Origin of the sequence: Ferrovibrio terrae, assembly GCF_943371255.1 — a bacterium.
GTDB classification, from domain to species: domain Bacteria; phylum Pseudomonadota; class Alphaproteobacteria; order Ferrovibrionales; family Ferrovibrionaceae; genus Ferrovibrio; species Ferrovibrio terrae_B.
In genome coordinates this window covers 1-17,982 of sequence record NZ_CALRUC010000036.1, presented here as the reverse complement: position 1 = coordinate 17,982, position 17,982 = coordinate 1, and the positions used below count along the sequence as shown (strand labels likewise).

Annotated in this window: 14 protein-coding genes; 3 read left to right on the top strand and 11 right to left on the bottom strand. The window is 65.4% G+C overall.

What is annotated here, in order from left to right; translation table 11 throughout:
- Positions 1 to 10 precede the first annotated feature (10 nt).
- From AAG799_RS09940 to AAG799_RS09900, 9 genes are all read right to left on the bottom strand, one after another.
- Positions 11 to 3,349, bottom strand: a complete 3,339-nt coding sequence (locus AAG799_RS09940) for a transglutaminase family protein (RefSeq protein WP_341895673.1) — start codon at positions 3,347 to 3,349, stop codon at positions 11 to 13.
- A gap of 140 nt (positions 3,350 to 3,489) precedes the next feature.
- Positions 3,490 to 5,079, bottom strand: coding sequence for a gamma-glutamyltransferase family protein (locus AAG799_RS09935; protein ID WP_341895672.1), 1,590 nt, complete (start codon positions 5,077 to 5,079; stop codon positions 3,490 to 3,492).
- A gap of 56 nt (positions 5,080 to 5,135) precedes the next feature.
- The gene (locus AAG799_RS09930) at positions 5,136 to 6,461 is read right to left on the bottom strand and encodes a TRAP transporter large permease subunit (protein ID WP_341895671.1); all 1,326 of its coding nucleotides are present in this window, start codon (positions 6,459 to 6,461) and stop codon (positions 5,136 to 5,138) included.
- Positions 6,448 to 7,008 carry a TRAP transporter small permease subunit gene (locus tag AAG799_RS09925; RefSeq protein ID WP_341895670.1) on the bottom strand — a complete coding sequence of 187 codons (561 nt, stop codon included), beginning with the start codon at positions 7,006 to 7,008 and terminating at the stop codon, positions 6,448 to 6,450. The genes AAG799_RS09930 and AAG799_RS09925 overlap by 14 nt, the downstream gene beginning before the upstream one ends.
- An 8-nt stretch (positions 7,009 to 7,016) precedes the next feature.
- Positions 7,017 to 8,123 carry a TRAP transporter substrate-binding protein gene (locus AAG799_RS09920; protein WP_341895669.1) on the bottom strand — a complete coding sequence of 369 codons (1,107 nt, stop codon included), beginning with the start codon at positions 8,121 to 8,123 and terminating at the stop codon, positions 7,017 to 7,019.
- A 248-nt stretch (positions 8,124 to 8,371) separates the two neighbouring features.
- Positions 8,372 to 9,592 carry an amidohydrolase family protein gene (locus tag AAG799_RS09915; RefSeq protein WP_341895668.1) on the bottom strand — a complete coding sequence of 407 codons (1,221 nt, stop codon included), beginning with the start codon at positions 9,590 to 9,592 and terminating at the stop codon, positions 8,372 to 8,374.
- A 13-nt stretch (positions 9,593 to 9,605) separates the two neighbouring features.
- Positions 9,606 to 12,083: a branched-chain amino acid ABC transporter ATP-binding protein/permease gene (locus AAG799_RS09910; protein WP_341895667.1), complete on the bottom strand. Its 2,478-nt coding sequence runs from the start codon at positions 12,081 to 12,083 to the stop codon at positions 9,606 to 9,608.
- A 4-nt stretch (positions 12,084 to 12,087) separates the two neighbouring features.
- Complete coding sequence (locus AAG799_RS09905; RefSeq protein ID WP_341895666.1) at positions 12,088 to 12,960, bottom strand: branched-chain amino acid ABC transporter permease; 873 nt, start codon at positions 12,958 to 12,960, stop codon at positions 12,088 to 12,090.
- Positions 12,961 to 13,033: 73 nt separating this feature from the next.
- Complete coding sequence (locus AAG799_RS09900; protein WP_341895665.1) at positions 13,034 to 14,227, bottom strand: ABC transporter substrate-binding protein; 1,194 nt, start codon at positions 14,225 to 14,227, stop codon at positions 13,034 to 13,036.
- Between the two features lie 256 nt (positions 14,228 to 14,483).
- On the opposite strand from AAG799_RS09900, the gene AAG799_RS09895 reads away from it, so the two are divergent.
- Positions 14,484 to 14,909 carry a nuclear transport factor 2 family protein gene (locus AAG799_RS09895; RefSeq protein ID WP_341895664.1) on the top strand — a complete coding sequence of 142 codons (426 nt, stop codon included), beginning with the start codon at positions 14,484 to 14,486 and terminating at the stop codon, positions 14,907 to 14,909.
- Here AAG799_RS09895 and AAG799_RS09890 read toward each other — a convergent pair.
- Entirely contained in the window at positions 14,906 to 15,598 is a 693-nt protein-coding gene (locus AAG799_RS09890; protein WP_341895663.1) for a GntR family transcriptional regulator, read from the bottom strand. The genes AAG799_RS09895 and AAG799_RS09890 overlap by 4 nt on opposite strands.
- Positions 15,599 to 15,706: 108 nt before the next feature.
- Complete coding sequence (locus AAG799_RS09885; RefSeq protein ID WP_341895662.1) at positions 15,707 to 16,207, bottom strand: GNAT family N-acetyltransferase; 501 nt, start codon at positions 16,205 to 16,207, stop codon at positions 15,707 to 15,709.
- Positions 16,208 to 16,309: 102 nt separating this feature from the next.
- On the opposite strand from AAG799_RS09885, the gene AAG799_RS09880 reads away from it, so the two are divergent.
- Positions 16,310 to 17,092 carry a hypothetical protein gene (locus tag AAG799_RS09880; RefSeq protein ID WP_341895661.1) on the top strand — a complete coding sequence of 261 codons (783 nt, stop codon included), beginning with the start codon at positions 16,310 to 16,312 and terminating at the stop codon, positions 17,090 to 17,092.
- A 54-nt stretch (positions 17,093 to 17,146) separates the two neighbouring features.
- A complete protein-coding gene (locus AAG799_RS09875; protein WP_341895660.1) occupies positions 17,147 to 17,902 on the top strand; it encodes an RluA family pseudouridine synthase in 756 nt (251 codons plus the stop codon).
- Positions 17,903 to 17,982: the final 80 nt, after the last annotated feature.

The following is a 17,982-nucleotide window of genomic DNA, read 5'->3' as shown; positions in this document are numbered from 1 at the left end:
GACCGGAAGTTTAACCGGTTCGCAGGTCGAGGGTAAGCGGCTGTTCGCCGGCGACCGGCGCGGCCGGGACCGGCATGCTGCCCGGTGTATGCCCCATGGCGAAAAAGCGGGCACGGCGGCGCGCCTCGGCCTCGTTGGCATTGACCGGGAAGGTGTCGTAGTTGCGACCGCCAGGATGCGCCACATGGTAGGTGCTCCCGCCGAGCGAGCGGCCGGTCCAGCTGTCGAACAGATCCAGCACCAGCGGGGTGTGCACGCCGATGCTCGGATGCATGGCGCTTTGCGGCCCCCAGGCCTTGTAGCGGATGCCGGCGACATATTCGCCCGGCACGCCGGTGGCGCGCATCGGCACGGCGCGGCCGTTGCAGGCCACCACATGGCGGCCATCGACCAGGCCGTTCACCTTCACCTGCATGCGCTCGACCGAACTGTCGACATAGCGCACGGTGCCGCCGGCAGTGGCTTCCTCGCCCAGCACATGCCAGGGCTCCAGCGCATGGCGCAGCTCGAGCTCGATGCCGCGCGCCGCCATCGCGCCGATCTTGGGGAAGCGGAATTCGGCATGGGCAGCGAACCAGTTGGGATCGAAGCCCAGGCCCTGCTGCTTGAGATCGTCCAGCACATCGTTGAAATCCTGCAGACAGAAATGCGGCAGCAGGAATTCGTCATGCAGGCGCGTGCCCCAGCGCACCGGCTTGCGGGTATAGGGCCTGTCCCAGAAGGAGGACAGCAGCCCGCGCAGCAGCAACTGCTGCGCCAGGCTCATGCGCACATCGGGCGGCATCTCGAAGGCGCGCAGCTCGACCAGGCCAAGCCGGCCGGTGGGGCCATCGGGCGAATAGAGCTTGTCGATGCAGAATTCGGTGCGATGGGTGTTGCCGGTGATATCGGTCAGCACGTTGCGGAAGATGCGATCCACCAGCCATAGCGCCGGATTGGGATTCTGCTCGACCTGGTCAAACGCGATCTGCAGGTTGACCAGCGCATCGTCGCGGCCTTCATCGACGCGCGGATGCTGCGAGGTCGGCCCGATGAACAGGCCGGAGAACAGATAGGACAGCGAGGGATGGTTCTGCCAGTAGCCGACCAGACTCTTCAGCAGGTCGGGCCGGCGCAGGAAGGGACTGTCGGGCGGCGTCGCCGCGCCCATCACCACATGGTTGCCGCCGCCGGTGCCGACATGGCGGCCATCGAGCATGAACTTCTCGGTGCCGAGCCGGGTCTGGCGCGCCTCCTCGTAGAGGATCGTCGTCTTCTCGGCCAGCTCGCGCCAGTTGGAGGACGGATGGATATTCACCTCGATGACGCCGGGATCGGGGGTGACGCTGAAATGCAGCAGGCGGGAATCGCGTGGCGGCAGATAGCCCTCGATCACTACTTTCTTGCCCAGCACCACGGCGGTGTCTTCGATCGCGGTGACCAGATCGAGATAGTCTTCCGCCTGTTCCAGCGGCGGCATGAAGACATGCAGCAGGCCGCCGCGCGGCTCGATGCACATGGCGGTGCGCACCACGGAAGGATCGGGCTGCTGGTTCTTCGGCACCGGCGTCTGCTCGCGCGGCGCGGTGGCGGCGGCATAGTTGCGCGCCTGCGCCCAGGCCTGCATGCGGTCGGCGACAACCTTGTTGGCCTGGCGGAACACCTCATGCGGCGGCAGCGGCGGCCGGTCCTGCATGGTGTCGGGCACATGCTGATAGGGGTAGTCCTTCGCCGTCACCCAAGGCAGCGAGTCCAGCGGCAGGCGCAGGCCCATCGGTGAATCGCCGGGCAGCAGATACATGGTCTGCGGCCGGAAGAACCAGGCCCCCGAGCGCCAGCGCTTGGCGCCATCTGTTGTCGGTTCGCGCGTCAGCGGCAGGGCGTAACCCACCACCTTGTCCAGCCCCTGCTCGAAGATGCGGGCGAGCCGCGCGCGTTCCTCGGGTTCCTTCAGATGCGACTGGAAGGGATCGACATTCACCGGCAGGCGGCGCTCGCGCCACATGTAGTACCAGAGATCCTCGAAACCGGGGATGCGATAGCCGGGATCGAGCTGCAGCCGTTCGGCCAGCGCAGCCGTGAAGATATCGGCATCCGAAACATTGGCGCCATCGCCGGCATCTTCATCGGCGGCCAGCAGCGCGCGTTCGCGCCAGACCGGCTCGCCATCCTTGCGCCAGTGGCAACTGAGTGCCCAGCGCGGCAGCTGTTCGCCCGGATACCATTTGCCCTGGCCGTAATGCAGCAGATGGCCGGGCGCGAAGCGATCGGCCAGACGCCGGATCAGCTTGCCGGCCAGTGTGCGCTTGTTGGGGCCGAGCGCCGCCGTATTCCATTCGGCGCCCTCCATGTCGTCGATGGAGACGAAGGTGGGTTCGCCGCCCATGGTCAGCCGCACATCGCCCTTGGCCAGCCGTGCATCGACCACATCGCCGAGCCTGAGCATCTTGTCCCAGTCGGCATCGGCAATCGGCTTGGTGACGCGCGGTGTTTCGTGGAACCGCGTCACCTTCATGTCGTAGGAGAAATCGACCTCGGCCTTCTCGATGGCACCGCTGATCGCAGCAGCCGATTGCGGTTCGGGCGTGGCGGCCAGCGGGATATGCCCCTCGCCCGCCATCAGGCCCGAGGTGGGATCGAGGCCGATCCAGCCGGCGCCGGGGAGATAGACCTCGACCCAGGCATGCAGGTCGGTGAAATCCTCGGTCGGGCCCGAAGGGCCATCGAGCGCCTTCACATCGGCGACCAGCTGAATGAGATAGCCAGAGACAAAGCGGGTAGCGAAACCGAGATGGCGCAGCGCCTGCACCAGCAGCCAGGAGGTGTCGCGGCAGGAGCCGCTTTTGAGCTGCAGGGTCTGCTCGGCGGTCTGCACGCCGGGTTCGAGACGGATCAGATACTTGATCTCGTTGGAGAGCCGCTGGTTGAGGCCGACGAGGAAATCGACCGTGCGGTCGGCCTTGCGCGGCACCGTGGCGAGCCAGGCGCTGAGCAGCTTGCCCGGCGGATCGACGCGCTGGAATGGCGCCAGGTCTTCCTTCAGGTCGGGGTCGTAGTCGAAGGGGTATTTCTCGGCCGCCGGTTCGAGGAAGAAGTCGAAGGGATTGATCACCGCCATATCGGCGACCAGATCGACCACCACCTCGAAATGATCGGTGCGCTCGGGGAAAACCAGGCGGGCGAGGTAATTGCCCTGCGGGTCCTGCTGCCAGTTGATGAAATGGTCTTTCGGCGAGATTTTCAGCGAATAGCTGATGATCGGGGTGCGGCAATGCGGCGCCGGGCGCAGCCGGACCACCTGCGGACCCAGGCTGATCAGCTTGTCGTAGCGATAGGTGGTGCGGTGATGCAGGGCGACCTGGATGCTCATGCGCTCTCTCGGCGGAACTTATTGCCTTGCGATGCAATCGACATGCCGCGCCGCTGTCCAGTGAAAACGACCAAAGCGGCCGAGAGTTGCCTCCAAGCTGGCCGCGTGGTCCGAATTTTAGGCAGAAGCCGGAAAGCCGCTCAGAATCCGGCGGCGGCGCCGTCGCTGCGCGGATCGGTGGCGCCTTCCAGCACGCCATCCGCATGCCGAACAATGGCGCCGGCATGGCCCATGGTGCCGGTGTATGCCCCCAGCATTTCCACATCATGACCGGCGGCTTTCAGGGCCGTGACCAGGGCCGGATCGAAGCGGTTTTCCAGCTTGAGCGTCACGCTGTTCTCGCCCCAGGTCTTGCCCAGCAGCCAGCGCGGGGCGGTGACCGCGGCCTGCAGGCCCTGGCCGAACAGACCATAGCGGCTGAACAGCGCCGACTGGGTCTGCGGCTGACCCTCGCCGCCCATGGTGCCATAGACCATCAAGCGGCCATCCTCGAAGCGCGCCATGGCCGGGTTCAGCGTGTGGAACGGCATGCGGCCGGGCTTGAGAAGGCGCGGACTGGTGCCGTCGAGCAGGAAGCTGGAGCCGCGATTCTGCCAGTTGATGCCGGTTTCATCGAGCACGCAGCCGGAGCCGAACTCGAAATAGATCGACTGGATGAAGCTGACCGCGACGCCATTGCCGTCGATGGCGCCCATCCAGGTGGTATCGCCGCCCGAGGCCGGCTGCGGCCAGGGCAGCGCGGTCTTGCGGTCGATCTTGGTCGCCAGCAGATCAAGCAGCCCGGCTTCGAGGTATTTCTGCGGCGGTTCCGGCATCGCCTCGGGATCACCGACGATGCGATCGCGGATGATGAAGGCCTGCTTGGTGGCCTCGACCAGGCCATGGATATGCGCAAAACCTTCGGCCTCGGTGACGCCGAGCCGCTCGAACAGCGCCAGGATCATCAGCGATGACAGGCCCTGCGTCGGCGGCGGGAAATTGAACAGCCTTGCCGTCTTGAGCGCGACACTGAGCGGGGCGACACGGCGGGCCTGGTGGCGCGCGAGATCGTCTGCCGTCACCGGACTGCCGGCCTTTGCCAGATCGGATGCAATCTTTTTTGCCAGCGCGCCGCGATAGAAATCCTCGGTGCCGGCCGCGCCGATGCTTTTCAGCGTTGCGCCCAATGCGGGCAGCGTCATCACGCTGCGTTCGGCCGGCGGCTTGCCGCCGGGCAGGAAACGCGCGGCAAAGCCAGGCGCATCCTTCAGCTCGGGCATCTTCTCGGTGGTCAGGTCATGCTGGCTCTGGGTGACGGCAAAGCCGTGTTCGGCATGCCAGACCGCATCCGCCACCAGACGCGACAGCGGCAGTTTGCCGCCGAGTTCGGCACTGACCTTGAGCGCTTCACCCCAGCCACTGACCGTGGCGGCCACGGTGTTGGCGGCCAGCGGGCCGCGCCAGGGAATGCTGCTCAGGCCCTTGCTCTTATACAGCTCCGGCATGGCGGCCAGCGCGGCGCGACCGCAGGCCTCGACCGCGACGGGCTCCTGCCCCGGCGCCGCGATCAGCCAGAAGCCGTCGCCGCCGATGCCGGTCATATGCGGATAGACCACCGTGAGAGCTGCCGCCATCGCCACCGTCGCCTCGATGGCATTGCCGCCCTCGCGCAGTACGGCGAGACCGGCTTCGGCAGCCAGATGATGCGGGGCGGTGACCATGCCCCGGCGGGCGCGCGGTGTGTTCAGCATGGTTCGTCTTTACGACAAGGTCGAAACGGATGCCAGCCCCGGCTCACCAGCCCCATTCACCAGCCAATAGCGCGTGGCAGCCAGGTGGCGATGCCGGGCATGTAAAACAGGATCACGACAGCCGAAACCTGCAGGCCGATGAACGGCACCACGCCCTTGTAGATATCCATGGTCGTCACCTGCGGCGGCGCCACGCCGCGCAGGTAGAACAGTGCCCAGCCAAACGGCGGCGTCAGGAACGACGTCTGCATGTTGAGCGCGATCAGGGTGGCGACCCAGACCAGATCGACACCCGCGGCCTGCAGCACCGGCAGGAACAGCGGCACGACGATATAGCTGATCTCGATCCACTCGATGAAGAAACCAAGGATGAAGATCAGAATCATCATGAACCACAGCACACCCTCGATCCCGCCGGGTACCAGCTTGAAGAAGTCATGCACCAGCTGTTCGCCCTGCAGGCCACGGAAGGCCAGCGCAAACACCTGGGCGCAGATCAGGATGAACATCATCGACGCCGTGATCCGCCCGGTGGCGTAAACGGTTTCCTTCAGCATGGTCCAGTTGAAGCGGCCGGCGATGGCGGCGACCAGGATAGAACCCAGCGCACCCATCGAGGCGGCCTCGGTGGGTGCGGCGACGCCGCCGATGATCGAACCAAGCACGGCGAGCACCAGCGCAATCGGCGGCAGGCCGACCTTGAAGGTCTTGCGCAGCAGGTCCTGCCGCGTCATGGCAAAGCGTTCCTCGGCCGGAATCGGCGGTACCAGCTCCGGCTTGAAGATGCCGAGCAGCAGCAGGAAGATGCAGAAGATACCCGCCAGCATCATACCGGGGATGAGCGCGGCAGCGAACAGCGTGCCGACCGACTGGCCGAGAATGTCGGCCAGCAGGATGATCAGGGTGCTGGGCGGGATGATCTGGCCCAGCGTGCCCGAGGCGCAGATGGTGCCGCAGGCGATGCTTTTGTTATAGCCGCGCCGCAGCAGGGTGGGCAGCGTGAGCAGGCCCAAAGTCACGATGGTGGCGCCGACGATGCCGGTGGTGGCACCCATCAGCACACCGACCAGCACGATGCCGATGCCCATGCCGCCGCGCAGGCCGCCGGCAAGATGGCCGATCACCTCCATCAGTTCATCGGCGATGCGGGATTTTTCCAGCATCATGCCCATGAAGACGAACAGCGGGATGGCGATCAGCGTGTAATTCGCCGTCACGCCATAGATGCGGGCCGGCAGCAGGTTGAACAGCAGCGAACCGAAGCCGAGCCAGCCGAAGAAAAATCCGCTGATCGCCAGGGTCAGGGCGACCGGGATACCCAGCGCGAGCAGGACAAAGAAGGACGCGATACAGGACAGCGCCAGGATTTCATTCAGCGGCATGTTCAAACGGCTTATCGGGTTGCGCTTCGGGCGGAATGCTGCCGCCGAAGAAAGGGATCAGGGCGCGCAGGGTCGCGGCGAGGCTCTGCACCAGCAGCAGCAGGAAGCCCGCCGGAATCATCGCCTTGAGCAGGAAGCGATAGGGCAGACCGCCGGGATCGGGCGATTTCTCGCCGATCAGGTAGGACTGCATCACATAGCCGATGCTGAGCTTGATGATGATGACGGAGAAAGCGACTGCGACCAGGCAGGACACCACTTCCAGCACCTGCTTGGTGCGCAGTGAAAAGCTGCCGTAGAGGATATCGACCCGCACATGGCCTTCATGCTTGATCGCATAGGCGATGCAGAGCAGCGAAACCGGCGCCATCAGATGCCATTCCAGCTCCTGCATCGCCACCGAGCCGGTGTGGAACAGGTAGCGCAACAGCACATTGAAGGCCATCACAAGAACCAGCGCAAAGCCGGTCCAGGATGCGAGCCGCCCGCTATGCTCGACCACCAGGTCGAGCATGCGGGCGGCAGACTCCAGACGCGCAGAAATCATGGAAGAGGTTACGCCTTGGTCATCTGGCCGCGGATCTGGGTCTGGTAGACAGACTCAGAAACGCCAGCCCATTTGTCGTGGTTGGCCTTGAAGGTCATGAAGGCGTCATGCACCTTCTTGATCGAGGCATCCTTGGCCGCGCCTTCGTTCAGCACGGTCTCGGTCACTTCCTTCAGCTTGGCGACGATCTGCGGCGGCAGCGGCTGCGCGGTGACGCCCTGGTTCTTGACCAGATCGTCCAGCGCCTCGGCATTGGTCGCCTCGCACCAGGTGTGGCTGATGGTGTTGCAGGCGGCGGCAGCGCCGCGCACGATTTCCTGCAGGTCCGGCGGCAGCGAGTCCCAGGCCTTCTTGTTGACGATCAGCTCGGTGACATTGGAGGGCTCATGCCAGCCGGTGGTGTAGTAGAACTTCGCCGCCTTGTGCAGGCCGAGGCGACGGTCCTGATACGGGCCGACGAATTCGGCCGCGTCGATCACGCCGCGCTCCAGGGCTGGGAAGATTTCGCCGCCCGGCAGCAGCTTCACATCGACGCCAAGGGCTGCATAGACCTTGCCGGCCAGGCCGGGGATGCGCATCTTCAGGCCCTTGTAATCCTCGATGCCGGTGATCGGCTTGCGATACCAGCCGGTCATCTGCACGCCGGTATTGCCCATCGCCATCGGCACCAGATCGAACGGTGCATACAGCTCTTCCCACAGCTTCTGGCCGCCGCCGTGATAGAGCCAGGCGGTCATGCCCTGGAAATTCAGGCCGAACGGCACGGTGGTGAAATACTGCGCGGCGGGAATCTTGCCGGCCCAGAAATAGCTGTTGGCGGCATTCATCTCGACGATGCCCTTGGACACCGCATCGAAGCCTTCCAGCGCCGGGATCAGTTCGCCGGCGGCGAAATGCTGGATGCTCAGGCGACCGCCCGACATCTTCTTCACCATCTCGCAGAAATCGGTCGGGCTGCCGGGGCCGGCGACATAGAAGGGCGAACCCGGGCCATAGGCGTTGGTCATCTTCCACTGGAAGGTCTTGGCCTGGGCGCTGACGATGCTGGGCGCGGCGAAGGTGGCTGCAGCGGCGCCGCTGATCAGGCCGGCTTTCACGAAGGAACGACGTTTCATGGCATACCTCATCTATGGAGTGGCGCCGCAGCGAGGGCAGAAACCCTGTGCAGCAAAAGACCCGCTCAGATATGCAATCGATATGCCATGCTGTATGCAGTGCGCGGAAATTGGTACGCCGTTGTTTTTGTGCCGTATTGGCGAAACAGGCCGGACCAATTTGAACGGGTGAGCATAGGTCTCGGCAGGGCACTGCCGATTATCTCGGCAGATGCACAGAATGCCGCGTGCTCACGCCGGCGTGAGACTCACGGACGATGCAGCTGTGCCTGCGGCCGGGTAAAAACGCGCCGGCCGCGCTTGAAGCCGAACAACGGCTGCGCCAGTTCGGCCACCGCCGGCGCCGGCGCCGGCGCATCCAGCACCACCAGATCGGCCGGATTGCCGACCGCGATGCCGTAATCCTTCAGATTGAGCAGCCGCGCCGCCTGCTCCGTCACCATGTCGAGGCAGGCCGCCATCTCGGCCGGCCGGCCGAGCTGCGCGATATTGGCGTAGAGATTGGCGATGCGGACCAGCGAGCAGTCGCCAAACGGCGTGAAGGGATTGAGCACATTGTTGGTGGCGAGCGAGCAGGTGACGCCCCAGCCGCTCAGGCGATGCGCATGCGTCACGCCGCGCGGGATATTGTGGTCAAAACTGCGGCCCATCAGGAACAGGTCGGTGGCCGGCAGCACGGTGACGGCGACGCCGGCGTCTTTCAGGCGCTGGGCCACGGCGGCGAAATCCGCCGGCGGCAGGGCCGACAGCTTGGTGACATGGCCGATGGTGACGCGGCCGCCCATGCCCTGCGCCACGGTCTGGCGGCAGACCTCGTCCAGCCCCATGCGGCTGGGATCGAGATCGAAATCGAGATGGAAGTCGATATCGGTACCGAAGCGCTTGGCGATCTCGAAGATGCGTGCGATCTGGCCGTTCGGATCGCTGTCGGTATAGGGGCAGCCGCCGATCAGGTCGGCGCCGCTTTCCATGGCCTGGATCAAAAGCGCTTCCGCGCCAGGATCGTTCAGCAGGCCTTCCTGCGGGAAGACGCAGATCTCCAGATCGACCGCCCAGGCATACTCGGCCTGCAGGCGTTTAATGGCGGCGAAACTGCGCAGACCGATGCGCGGATCGATCTCGACATGGGTGCGAATCCGGGTCGTACCTTGAAGAATGGCCTTTTCCAGCGTACGGCGGGCGCGGTCATGGACATCGGCCTCGGTGAAGGCCTTTTTCGCCACCGCCACTTCGGCAATCGCATCCTGCAGGCTGCCCTCGCTGCTGCAGCGATCGAGGATGCAGGACTTGTCGAGATGCAGATGGGTTTCGACAAAGCCCGGCACCACCAGGCGATCGCCAAGATCCTGCTCCGGCCCCTCGCCTGCCAGCGCCGGCGCCACGGCAGCGAAGCGGCCGGCCGCGATGCCGAGATCGACGGTGCGGCCATCGGCCAGACGGGCATTGCGCAGAATCAGATCGAAGCTCATGCCGCCTTATACACTAGTTTTCGACATGGCCCAGATAGGCGGCTTCCAGCGCCTTGTCGCCGCGCAACTCCGTGGCGCTGCCCTCGCGCACCACATGGCCGGATTCCAGCACATAGGCACGGTCGGCGACGGCGAGTGCCAGCACCGCCATCTGGTCGACGAGCAGAATCGTCACGCCCTCGTCGCGCAGATCGGCCAGCACGGTGAACACCTCGTTGATGATGGTGGGCGCCAGGCCCAAGGATGGCTCGTCCAGCATCATCACCTGCGGCCGGGCGATCATGCCGCGGGCGACCGCCAGCATCTGCTGCTCGCCGCCCGACAGCAGGCCGGCGCGATTGTGCAGCCGTTCGCGCAGGCGCGGGAAACGCTGCAAGAGGGCGGCGACTTCTTCTTCCGGCTTCAGGTCGGTGCGCGTATAGGCGCCGAGCAGCAGGTTGTCGTGCACGCTGAGTTCGGGAAACACCTGCCGGCCTTCGGGCACCAGCGCCAGGCCGGACGCCGCGATTTTATGGGCCGGCTGCTGGCGCAGCTCGGTATCCTTCAGCAGCACCGAGCCCTCGATCGGCCTTAAGAGCCCGGAGATGGCGCGCATGGCAGACGACTTGCCGGCGCCATTGGCACCGAGCAGGGCCACCATCTCACCCGGCTTCACCGCGATGCTGAGCTTTTCCAGCACCGGCGCGGCGCCATAACCAGCGGTGAGATTGACCGTGGCCAGCACCGCATCGGCAGGGCCCGACCAGGGCGCGACGCGTGGCCGGCCCTGCATTTCGGCGCCGCCGAGATAGGCCTTAATGACGGCCGGATTCTGCCGCACCTCCGCCGGCGTGCCGGCGGCAATCGGCGTGCCGGCATCCAGCACCACCACATGGTCGGAAATGCCCATGACCAGCGCCATGTCATGCTCGACCAGGATGACACTGATCCCGCAATCGGCAATGCGGCGCAGCAGCAGGCTGAGACTGTGCTTGTCGCCACGCATCAGGCCGGCGGCGGGTTCATCCAGCAGCAGCACGCGTGGCCGGGTCGCCAGCGCACGCGCGATCTCGACTAGGCGACGATCCACATGCGGCAGCGCGCCGGCCAAGCGGGCGACGGGGCCGGTATAGCCGACAAAGGCGAGCAGCGCCTCGGCCAGTGCCGTGTCATCGCCCGCCTTGCTCTTGCCGAGCAGCAGGCCGAGCCGGCCGCGCCGCAGCGCGATGCGGATATTGTCGAGCACGCTCAGGTCGCCGAACAGCTGCGTGGTCTGGTAGGTGCGGGCGATGCCGGCGCGGCTGACCGCGAAAGCCGGCTGGCCGGCGAGATCCGCCTCCAGGCGGATGCTGCCGTGATCGGGCCGGTAGAAACCGCCGATCATGTTGAGCACCGTGGTCTTGCCCGCCCCATTGGGCCCGATCACGGCAGTGACCTTGCCCGGCTCGGCCATGAATCCGACACCATGGGCAGCGCGGATGCCGCCGAAGCTGATGCCCAGCCCCTCGATCACCAGCGACAGCGCCGAGGCCGGCTTGAGCCAGGCGGCGAGATCGATGCCGTCATTGGCGGCGACATGCGGGTCTTCGCGGCGGAAACGCGCGGCGATGCTGCCGATGATGCCCTTGGGCGCCGCCCAGAGCACCACCAGCAGCAGGATGCCGAAGAACAGCAGGCGGTATTCGGCGAGATCGGACAGCAGCTCGGGCAATCCGACCACGACGATGGCGCCAAGCAGCGGCCCGAACACCGAGCCGGCACCGCCGATGATGACGGCGAGCAGGAACAGGATCGACTGGAAGAAGGGAAACGAACTCGGCGCGATGAACATCATCAGCGGCGAGAACAGCGCGCCGGCCAGCGCGGTGAGGGCCGCCGACAGCGTAAACGCCGTGACCTTGATGGTCACCGGATTGAGGCCGAGCGACTGTGCCGCCACTTCCGAATCGCGCACCGCGCGCATGCCAAGGCCCCAGGCCGAACTGCTGAGCCGGTGATACAGCGCGAAGGCAAAACCCATCAGCAGTACCGCCAGCATCGCCATTTCGCGCTCGCCGAAATTGATCCCGCCCAGGCTGGGCGGCAGGATGCCCATCAGGCCGTTGGAGCCCCCGGTGAGGCCGCGCCATTCCACCGCGCCATGCTCGATGATGAAGGCAAAGGCGATGGTGACCATGGCGAGATACGGCCCCTTCACGCGGAGCGCCGGCAGCGCCAGCAGAAAACCGACCGCGGCGCCGATCAGGCCTGCCAGCGGCAGGGCAATCCAGAAGCTGACGCCCTGCAGGCTGAGGATGCCGGTGGTATAGGCGCCGATGGCATAGAAGCCGACATGGCCGAAGGAGACCTGGCCGGTGAGGCCGAGCAGCACATTGAGACCGACGCCGACCACGCCGGTCATGGCGACCAGCGCCAGGATGAACAGCGTATAGCCTTTGGAAGCGCCCGCGATCAGCAGGCCGATCAGCGTGATGACGACAATCGCAATGGGAACGATAGGGCGCTGCTGCATCGCCTTACACCTTCTTGACGCCGGCACGGCCAAGCAGGCCGTTCGGCATCAGTGCAAGCGCGACAATGACGAGCGCAAAGGTGAGAATCTGCGTGTAGATCGAGCCGAAGTAAGCAGTGATCAGCGCCTCGGCCAGGCCGAAGATCAGACCGGCCAGCATGACACCCCAGGCCGAGGTCATGCCGCCCAGGATGGCGACGGCGAAGGCCTTGATGCCGAACAGCGTGCCCATATCGGAATGCACGGCATAGAGCGGCGCGATCAGCAGCCCGGCGATACCGGCGAACAATGCCGAGACGGCAAACGAGCCGGCGATGGCACCACGCACGTTGATACCCATCAGGCGGGCGGCATCGGCATTCTGCACCACGGCGAGCAGTGCCTTGCCATGCCTGGTGCGCTGCATCAGCTGCTGCAAGGCGATGGCAATCGCCAGGCCGACCACGGGAATGACCAACTGCAGCGGATAGACACCGGCGCCGAAGATTTCCACCGGCTTGGTGGCCAGCGGCGAGGGAAAGCTGCGCGGCTCCTTGCCGAAGCTGAACAGCACCAGATTATCGAGGATGATGCCGCCGGCGACAGTGGCCATCAGCCAGCCATTCGAGCCCTTCTCGGCAAATGGCCGCACCAGAAAGCGTTCGACCACCAGGCCGCAGAGCGCGCAGAGCAGCAATGCCAGAATGACCGCAACCGGCATCGGCCAGCCGAGCCGGATGGCGAAGGTGTAACCCAGCACGGCGGCGAGCATCAGCACGCTGCCCTGGCTGAAATTCACGGTGTTGGAAACGGTGTAGGTGACGTGATAGCCGAGCGCGATCAGGCCGTACATGCTGCCCAGACCGAGGCCGGAAATGATGGCGGACATTAAAAGCATGGGCGGTTGATCCCGCTCTGAATCATGAAAAAACCGGACCGGCCTGTGACAGCCGGTCCGGCGGGACTGGAGATCAGTTGGTCAGCGGCAGGATTTCCGGACCGACGAAGCGGGTGAAGATGTAGTCCTTCGGCCCCAGCGCATCCTGGTTGTCGGACGAGAAGGGTTTGAAGTAGCTCTTGATCAGGCCGTCATACTTGTCGATGGCATGGAAGCCCTGGCGCACCTTCGCGCCCTCGGTGGTGCCGGCCTTGGCAATGGCGAGCGCGGTGAGATGCAGGCCGTCATAGGCATTGGCGATGCCGACTGCCGGCGTCACATCGGCCGTGGTCTTGATCTCGGGGAACTTCTTCTTCAGCGCGGCGAAGACCTGCTCGCCCTTGGGCGACAGCTTGCCCGAGAAGGTGAAGGTCTGGATGAAATGCACCTTCGGCGCGCTGGCGCCGGCCAGCTCGTTGAAGCGGCCGCCGGCGGGGCCCCAATGCGACACGATCGGCACATCCCAGCCCATGCGGTCGAGTGACTTCACCACAATGGAGGACGGCGCCACGTTGCCGACCATGAACAGCGTGTCGGCGCCGGCCGCCTTCAGGCGGGTGAGCTGCGGCACCACATCGACATCGGCATCGTTGAACTTCTCGATGCCGGCATATTTCATGCTGGAGCCGGCCAGCGCCTTTTTCAGGCCGGCCTCGTTCGACTCGCCCCAGGCGTTGTTGATCAGGATCATGCCGGGCGTCTTCGACTTGTATTTCGCCACGGCATAATCGACCAGCGCCTGGTCGACGATCTCGTCCACGGCAGAGACGCGGAAGGCATAATTCTCGGCAGCGCCATTGCGGGTGATCGGCGTGCCCGCCGCCCAGACGCCCATGAAGGGCACCTTCTCGGCATTGATGTATGGCACGATGGCCATGGAGACCGGCGTGTCGAGGCCGCCGAACAGCACGGCCACCTTCTCGCGCTGCACCAGTTCGCGCGCGGCGATCAGCCCCTTGCCCGGATTGCTCTCGTCATCGCGACGGATCAGCTCGAGCTTCTTGCCGAGCACGCCGCCCTTGGCGTTCACCTCGTCGATGGCAATCATCAGGCCACGCGTGATCGCCTCGCCCGACTTGGCCGACTGGCCCGACAGCGCCGCCACCAGGCCGATCTTGATGCTGTCTTGTGCCCAGGCGCTGTTCTGGGCAGGTGTGGCGGCGAGCAGGCCGAGCGCGGCCACTGTGCCGAGCACGAACCGGCGGGAAATGCGTGTGGTATCGAACATGAGAGCCTCCCGGGCTTTGGATGGGTCGGCTTTCTGTGAGCAAGGCATGTGCCAGAACGCAATATATTGATTTTAAAAGGTAATTTTATTATCCACCACGCCATTGACCAAATTGTATGCAATTGCCGGCAGCTGGCGCTCAGATTGTATCCAATTTATGGTCACAATCTGTCGGGACAGATGATTTTGCCCCGTTTTATCGGGCGGCATCGCTCTTGCTAGACCTGCTGCGACTACCCCTTTCCGGAGTGCAACCATGACTGCCGCCGCCGCGTCCCTGCCCGTCCCGGGCCTTTCGCCCGAAGCCGAGATCGTTCGCCTGTTCCTCGAGGCCAGCATGGTGCCCGATCCGGAAACCGCGCAGCGCTATATCGCGCCTGAGCTGGTGATCACCTTCACCGGCGGGCGCAAATACAGCCACCCGCGCGAGACCGCCGCCTTTAATGCCAAGCGCTATAAATGGGTGAAGAAACAGTTGGGCAGTTTCGATGTCGCGCCCGGTGCCGGCGAAACCGTGGTGTACAGCACCGGCACGCTCTATGGCGAATGGCCTGACGGCACGCCGTTTGAAGGCAACCGCTATGTCGACCGCTTCGTGGTGCGCAATGGCAAGATCGTGCAGATGGATGTGTGGAACGATTCTGCCGAACGCCTGCTGATCCGCAACAACCTCGATCTCTAAAGGTGATTGAGGCCGTGATGCTCCAGCAGGTCGATCAGCAGCCGCGCCGAGCGCAGGCGATGGGCGCGCAGCAGCTTCACGGCTGCCTCGCCATCGCGGCGGCGTAACGCCGCCACCACGGCGGCGTGTTCCTCATTCGAGGCGACCGGCTTGGGCCGCAACTGCAGCGTGGCCATGCGGGCACGGTGCGACTGCTCGCGGATGGTTTCCACCATCATGATGAGCCGCTGGTTGCCCGACATTTCGACAATGCGGCGATGAAAGCGCGCATCGCCCTCGGCCCAGGTGGCCAGGTCACCGGCATCCAGCGCGGCGGTCATGCCGGTGAGCAGGCCTTCCAGTTCCGCCGCCTCGACCGCATTCAGGCCGCGCCGCGCCAGGATATCGACGGCGGTGGCTTCCAGCCCGGCCAGCAGATCGTAGATCTCGCGCAGATCGGCAATCGCAATCGGCAGCACGCGCATGCCGTGGCGCGGCCGCACCTCGACCATGCCTTCCTGCGCCAGGCGGATCAGCGCCTCGCGCACCGGCGTGCGGCTCATGCCGAGCCATTCGGCGGTCTGCTGTTCCAGCGCCTGGGTGCCGGGCGGCAATTCATTGTCGAGAATGCGGCGCTTGAGTTCGTCATAGGCGCGCCGCGTCTGCGATCGCCGCGCACCACTCGCCGTATTCATGGCCATCAGATCCATCGCTGTTTCCCCCGCTTGCCCTGCCATCTCTGAACGGATGGTCACGGCATGGCGGCAGGATAGCGGATGCGGCGCCGGCCGGGCGCTAAATTTTTGGAGCCCCGGAATTCACGGCGCCGGCTTGGTCATATAGACCACCGGCAGTTCGGCGGCGCCGGCCGGCATGATGCCATGGGCTTCGGTGCGGTAACCCAGCGCCGCATAGAGCGGCACGGCATTCACATTGGCCCGCACATACAGGTTCGGATAGCCGGCGCGGGCCGCCGCCTGTTCAGCCGCCTGCACCAGCGCCGTGGCCAGGCCGCGCCGGGCCCAGGCGGGATGCACGAACACCTTGCGGATGCGCGCCGTGTGCGGACGATCATCCAGCGCGAGCCAGCCCGCAGTGGCGATCAGGCCGGCGGCATCATGGCGGGCGAGGATCAGGTTGGAGCGGGCAAGATCGGCGGCATAGGCCGGCGCGGCAATCAAATCCTCATGGGCGGCGATCTGCGCCGCGTCGTGATGGCCGGCCGCCAGCACGCGAAAGGCCTGGGCATGCAGGTGACGCACAGCGGTCAGGTCGGCGGATGTGTAGGCGTGCAGTTCAGTGCGATCAGGCAGCGGCATTTTGCCTCCTTGGGGAACCAAACCCTAGAAAGCCGCGTTTTTCCTGACAACCGGCATCGGCGCCGCCGCGCTGGCGCCGCAACGATTGGTCTGGATGCCTGTATGAAACATGCAACTCTTGCCTTCGCCGCTCTCGTGATGCTTGCCGGCTGTGCCGGCAGCGAAACGCCCGGTGGCATGGTGCTGACGCGGCAGAGCCAGGAATCGGACGACTGGGGCCGCCATCTGCCCAAGCTGTATGGCGGCATCATGGTCTGCCTGGCGGCGCATCCGGATCAGCCGGCCTTTGCCACCCATGTGACGCCACAGAATCACGGCATGATCCTGGTGCGCATGCGCGGCGCCGATCGCAGCCTGTATGAATGCAGCACCGACAGCACCGGCAGCACGACACCGGTGCTGAAGGGCACCACGCGACAGCGTGTCGCGGGGCCTGCCTTCACGCCCGCCACCATGGCGGAACCCTACATGCGCTGCGGTTCGCCGCAGCCGGTGCTGAGCGGGACCGGGCGCCTGATCGGCTGGCTGACCTATTTCACGCCGGATTGTCCGCCACGGGCCGATGCGGCCGAGACCGGCTGGCGCGCCTTTGGCAACGAGCCCTACTGGTCCCTGCGCATTGCCGGCGAGGATGTGGTGTTCGACCGGCTGGGCAGTGTGCCGCAGCGCTATGGCGCCCGGGCGCCGGCAGCTGACGGCAACCGCCTGACCTGGGCGCTGGAGCCGCCCGAAAGCGGCGCGGGTCGTGACCGGCTGGAGGTGGTCATCACCGAAACCGCCTGCGGCGATACGATGGCGACCCGGCATTATCCGTATAGCGCCGAGGTGATGTTCCAGGGCCGGCGCTATCGCGGCTGCGCCGAGAAGACCGCCGCCATTCCGTAAGGCCGGGCCGTAATCCCCTTGACCCGCTGAACGATCTGCGGCACGCCTGCGGCCATGAATGCCGCAGAGCTTGAACAGCGCCTGTTGTACCGCGACGGCCTGATGCTTGTGATCGACAAGCCGGCCGGCCTGCCGGTGCATGCCGGCCCCGGCGGCGGCGACAATCTGGAACGCCATCTGAACTGGCTGCGCTTCGGCCTGCCCAAGGCACCGTCGCTGGCGCACCGGCTTGACCGCGACACCTCGGGCTGCCTGGTGCTGGGCCGCCACCCCAAGGCCCTGCGCAAGCTGGGCAAGCTGTTCCAGGATGGCAAGGTGGACAAGACCTACTGGGCGGTGACGCGCCATGCACCGGCACAGGCCGAGGGCCGGGTCGATGCGCCGCTGAAAAAGCTGAGCACCAAAAGCGGCGGCTGGCATATGGCGATCGACGAGGATGGCCAGCATGCCGTGACCGATTATCGCGTGCTGGGCACCGCGCCCGATGGCCTGTGCTGGATCGAATGCCATCCGCGCACCGGCCGCACGCACCAGATCCGCGTGCATCTGGCATCGCTGGGCGCACCGCTGCTGGGCGATACCCAGTATGGCGATGCGGCGCTGGAAAAGCCGCTGGTGCTGCATCTGCAGAGCCACGCCATCACCCTGCCGCTGTATCCCTCGCGCGCGCCGGTCACGGTGACCGCCGAGCCGCCGCCGCATATGCACGCGGCGCTGCAGGCCTGCGGCTGGGTGCCGGCATCAGTTCCGGAGCGCCAGCTTGATCGCGTAGCCGATGGCGGCGACGGTCAGCACCCCGCCCGCCCATAGGGCAACGAACCACAGCAGCCTTTGCCAGACCGGCCTTTGCTCAGTGGTAATGGGCATTGGGATCGACCTTGCCGCGGAAG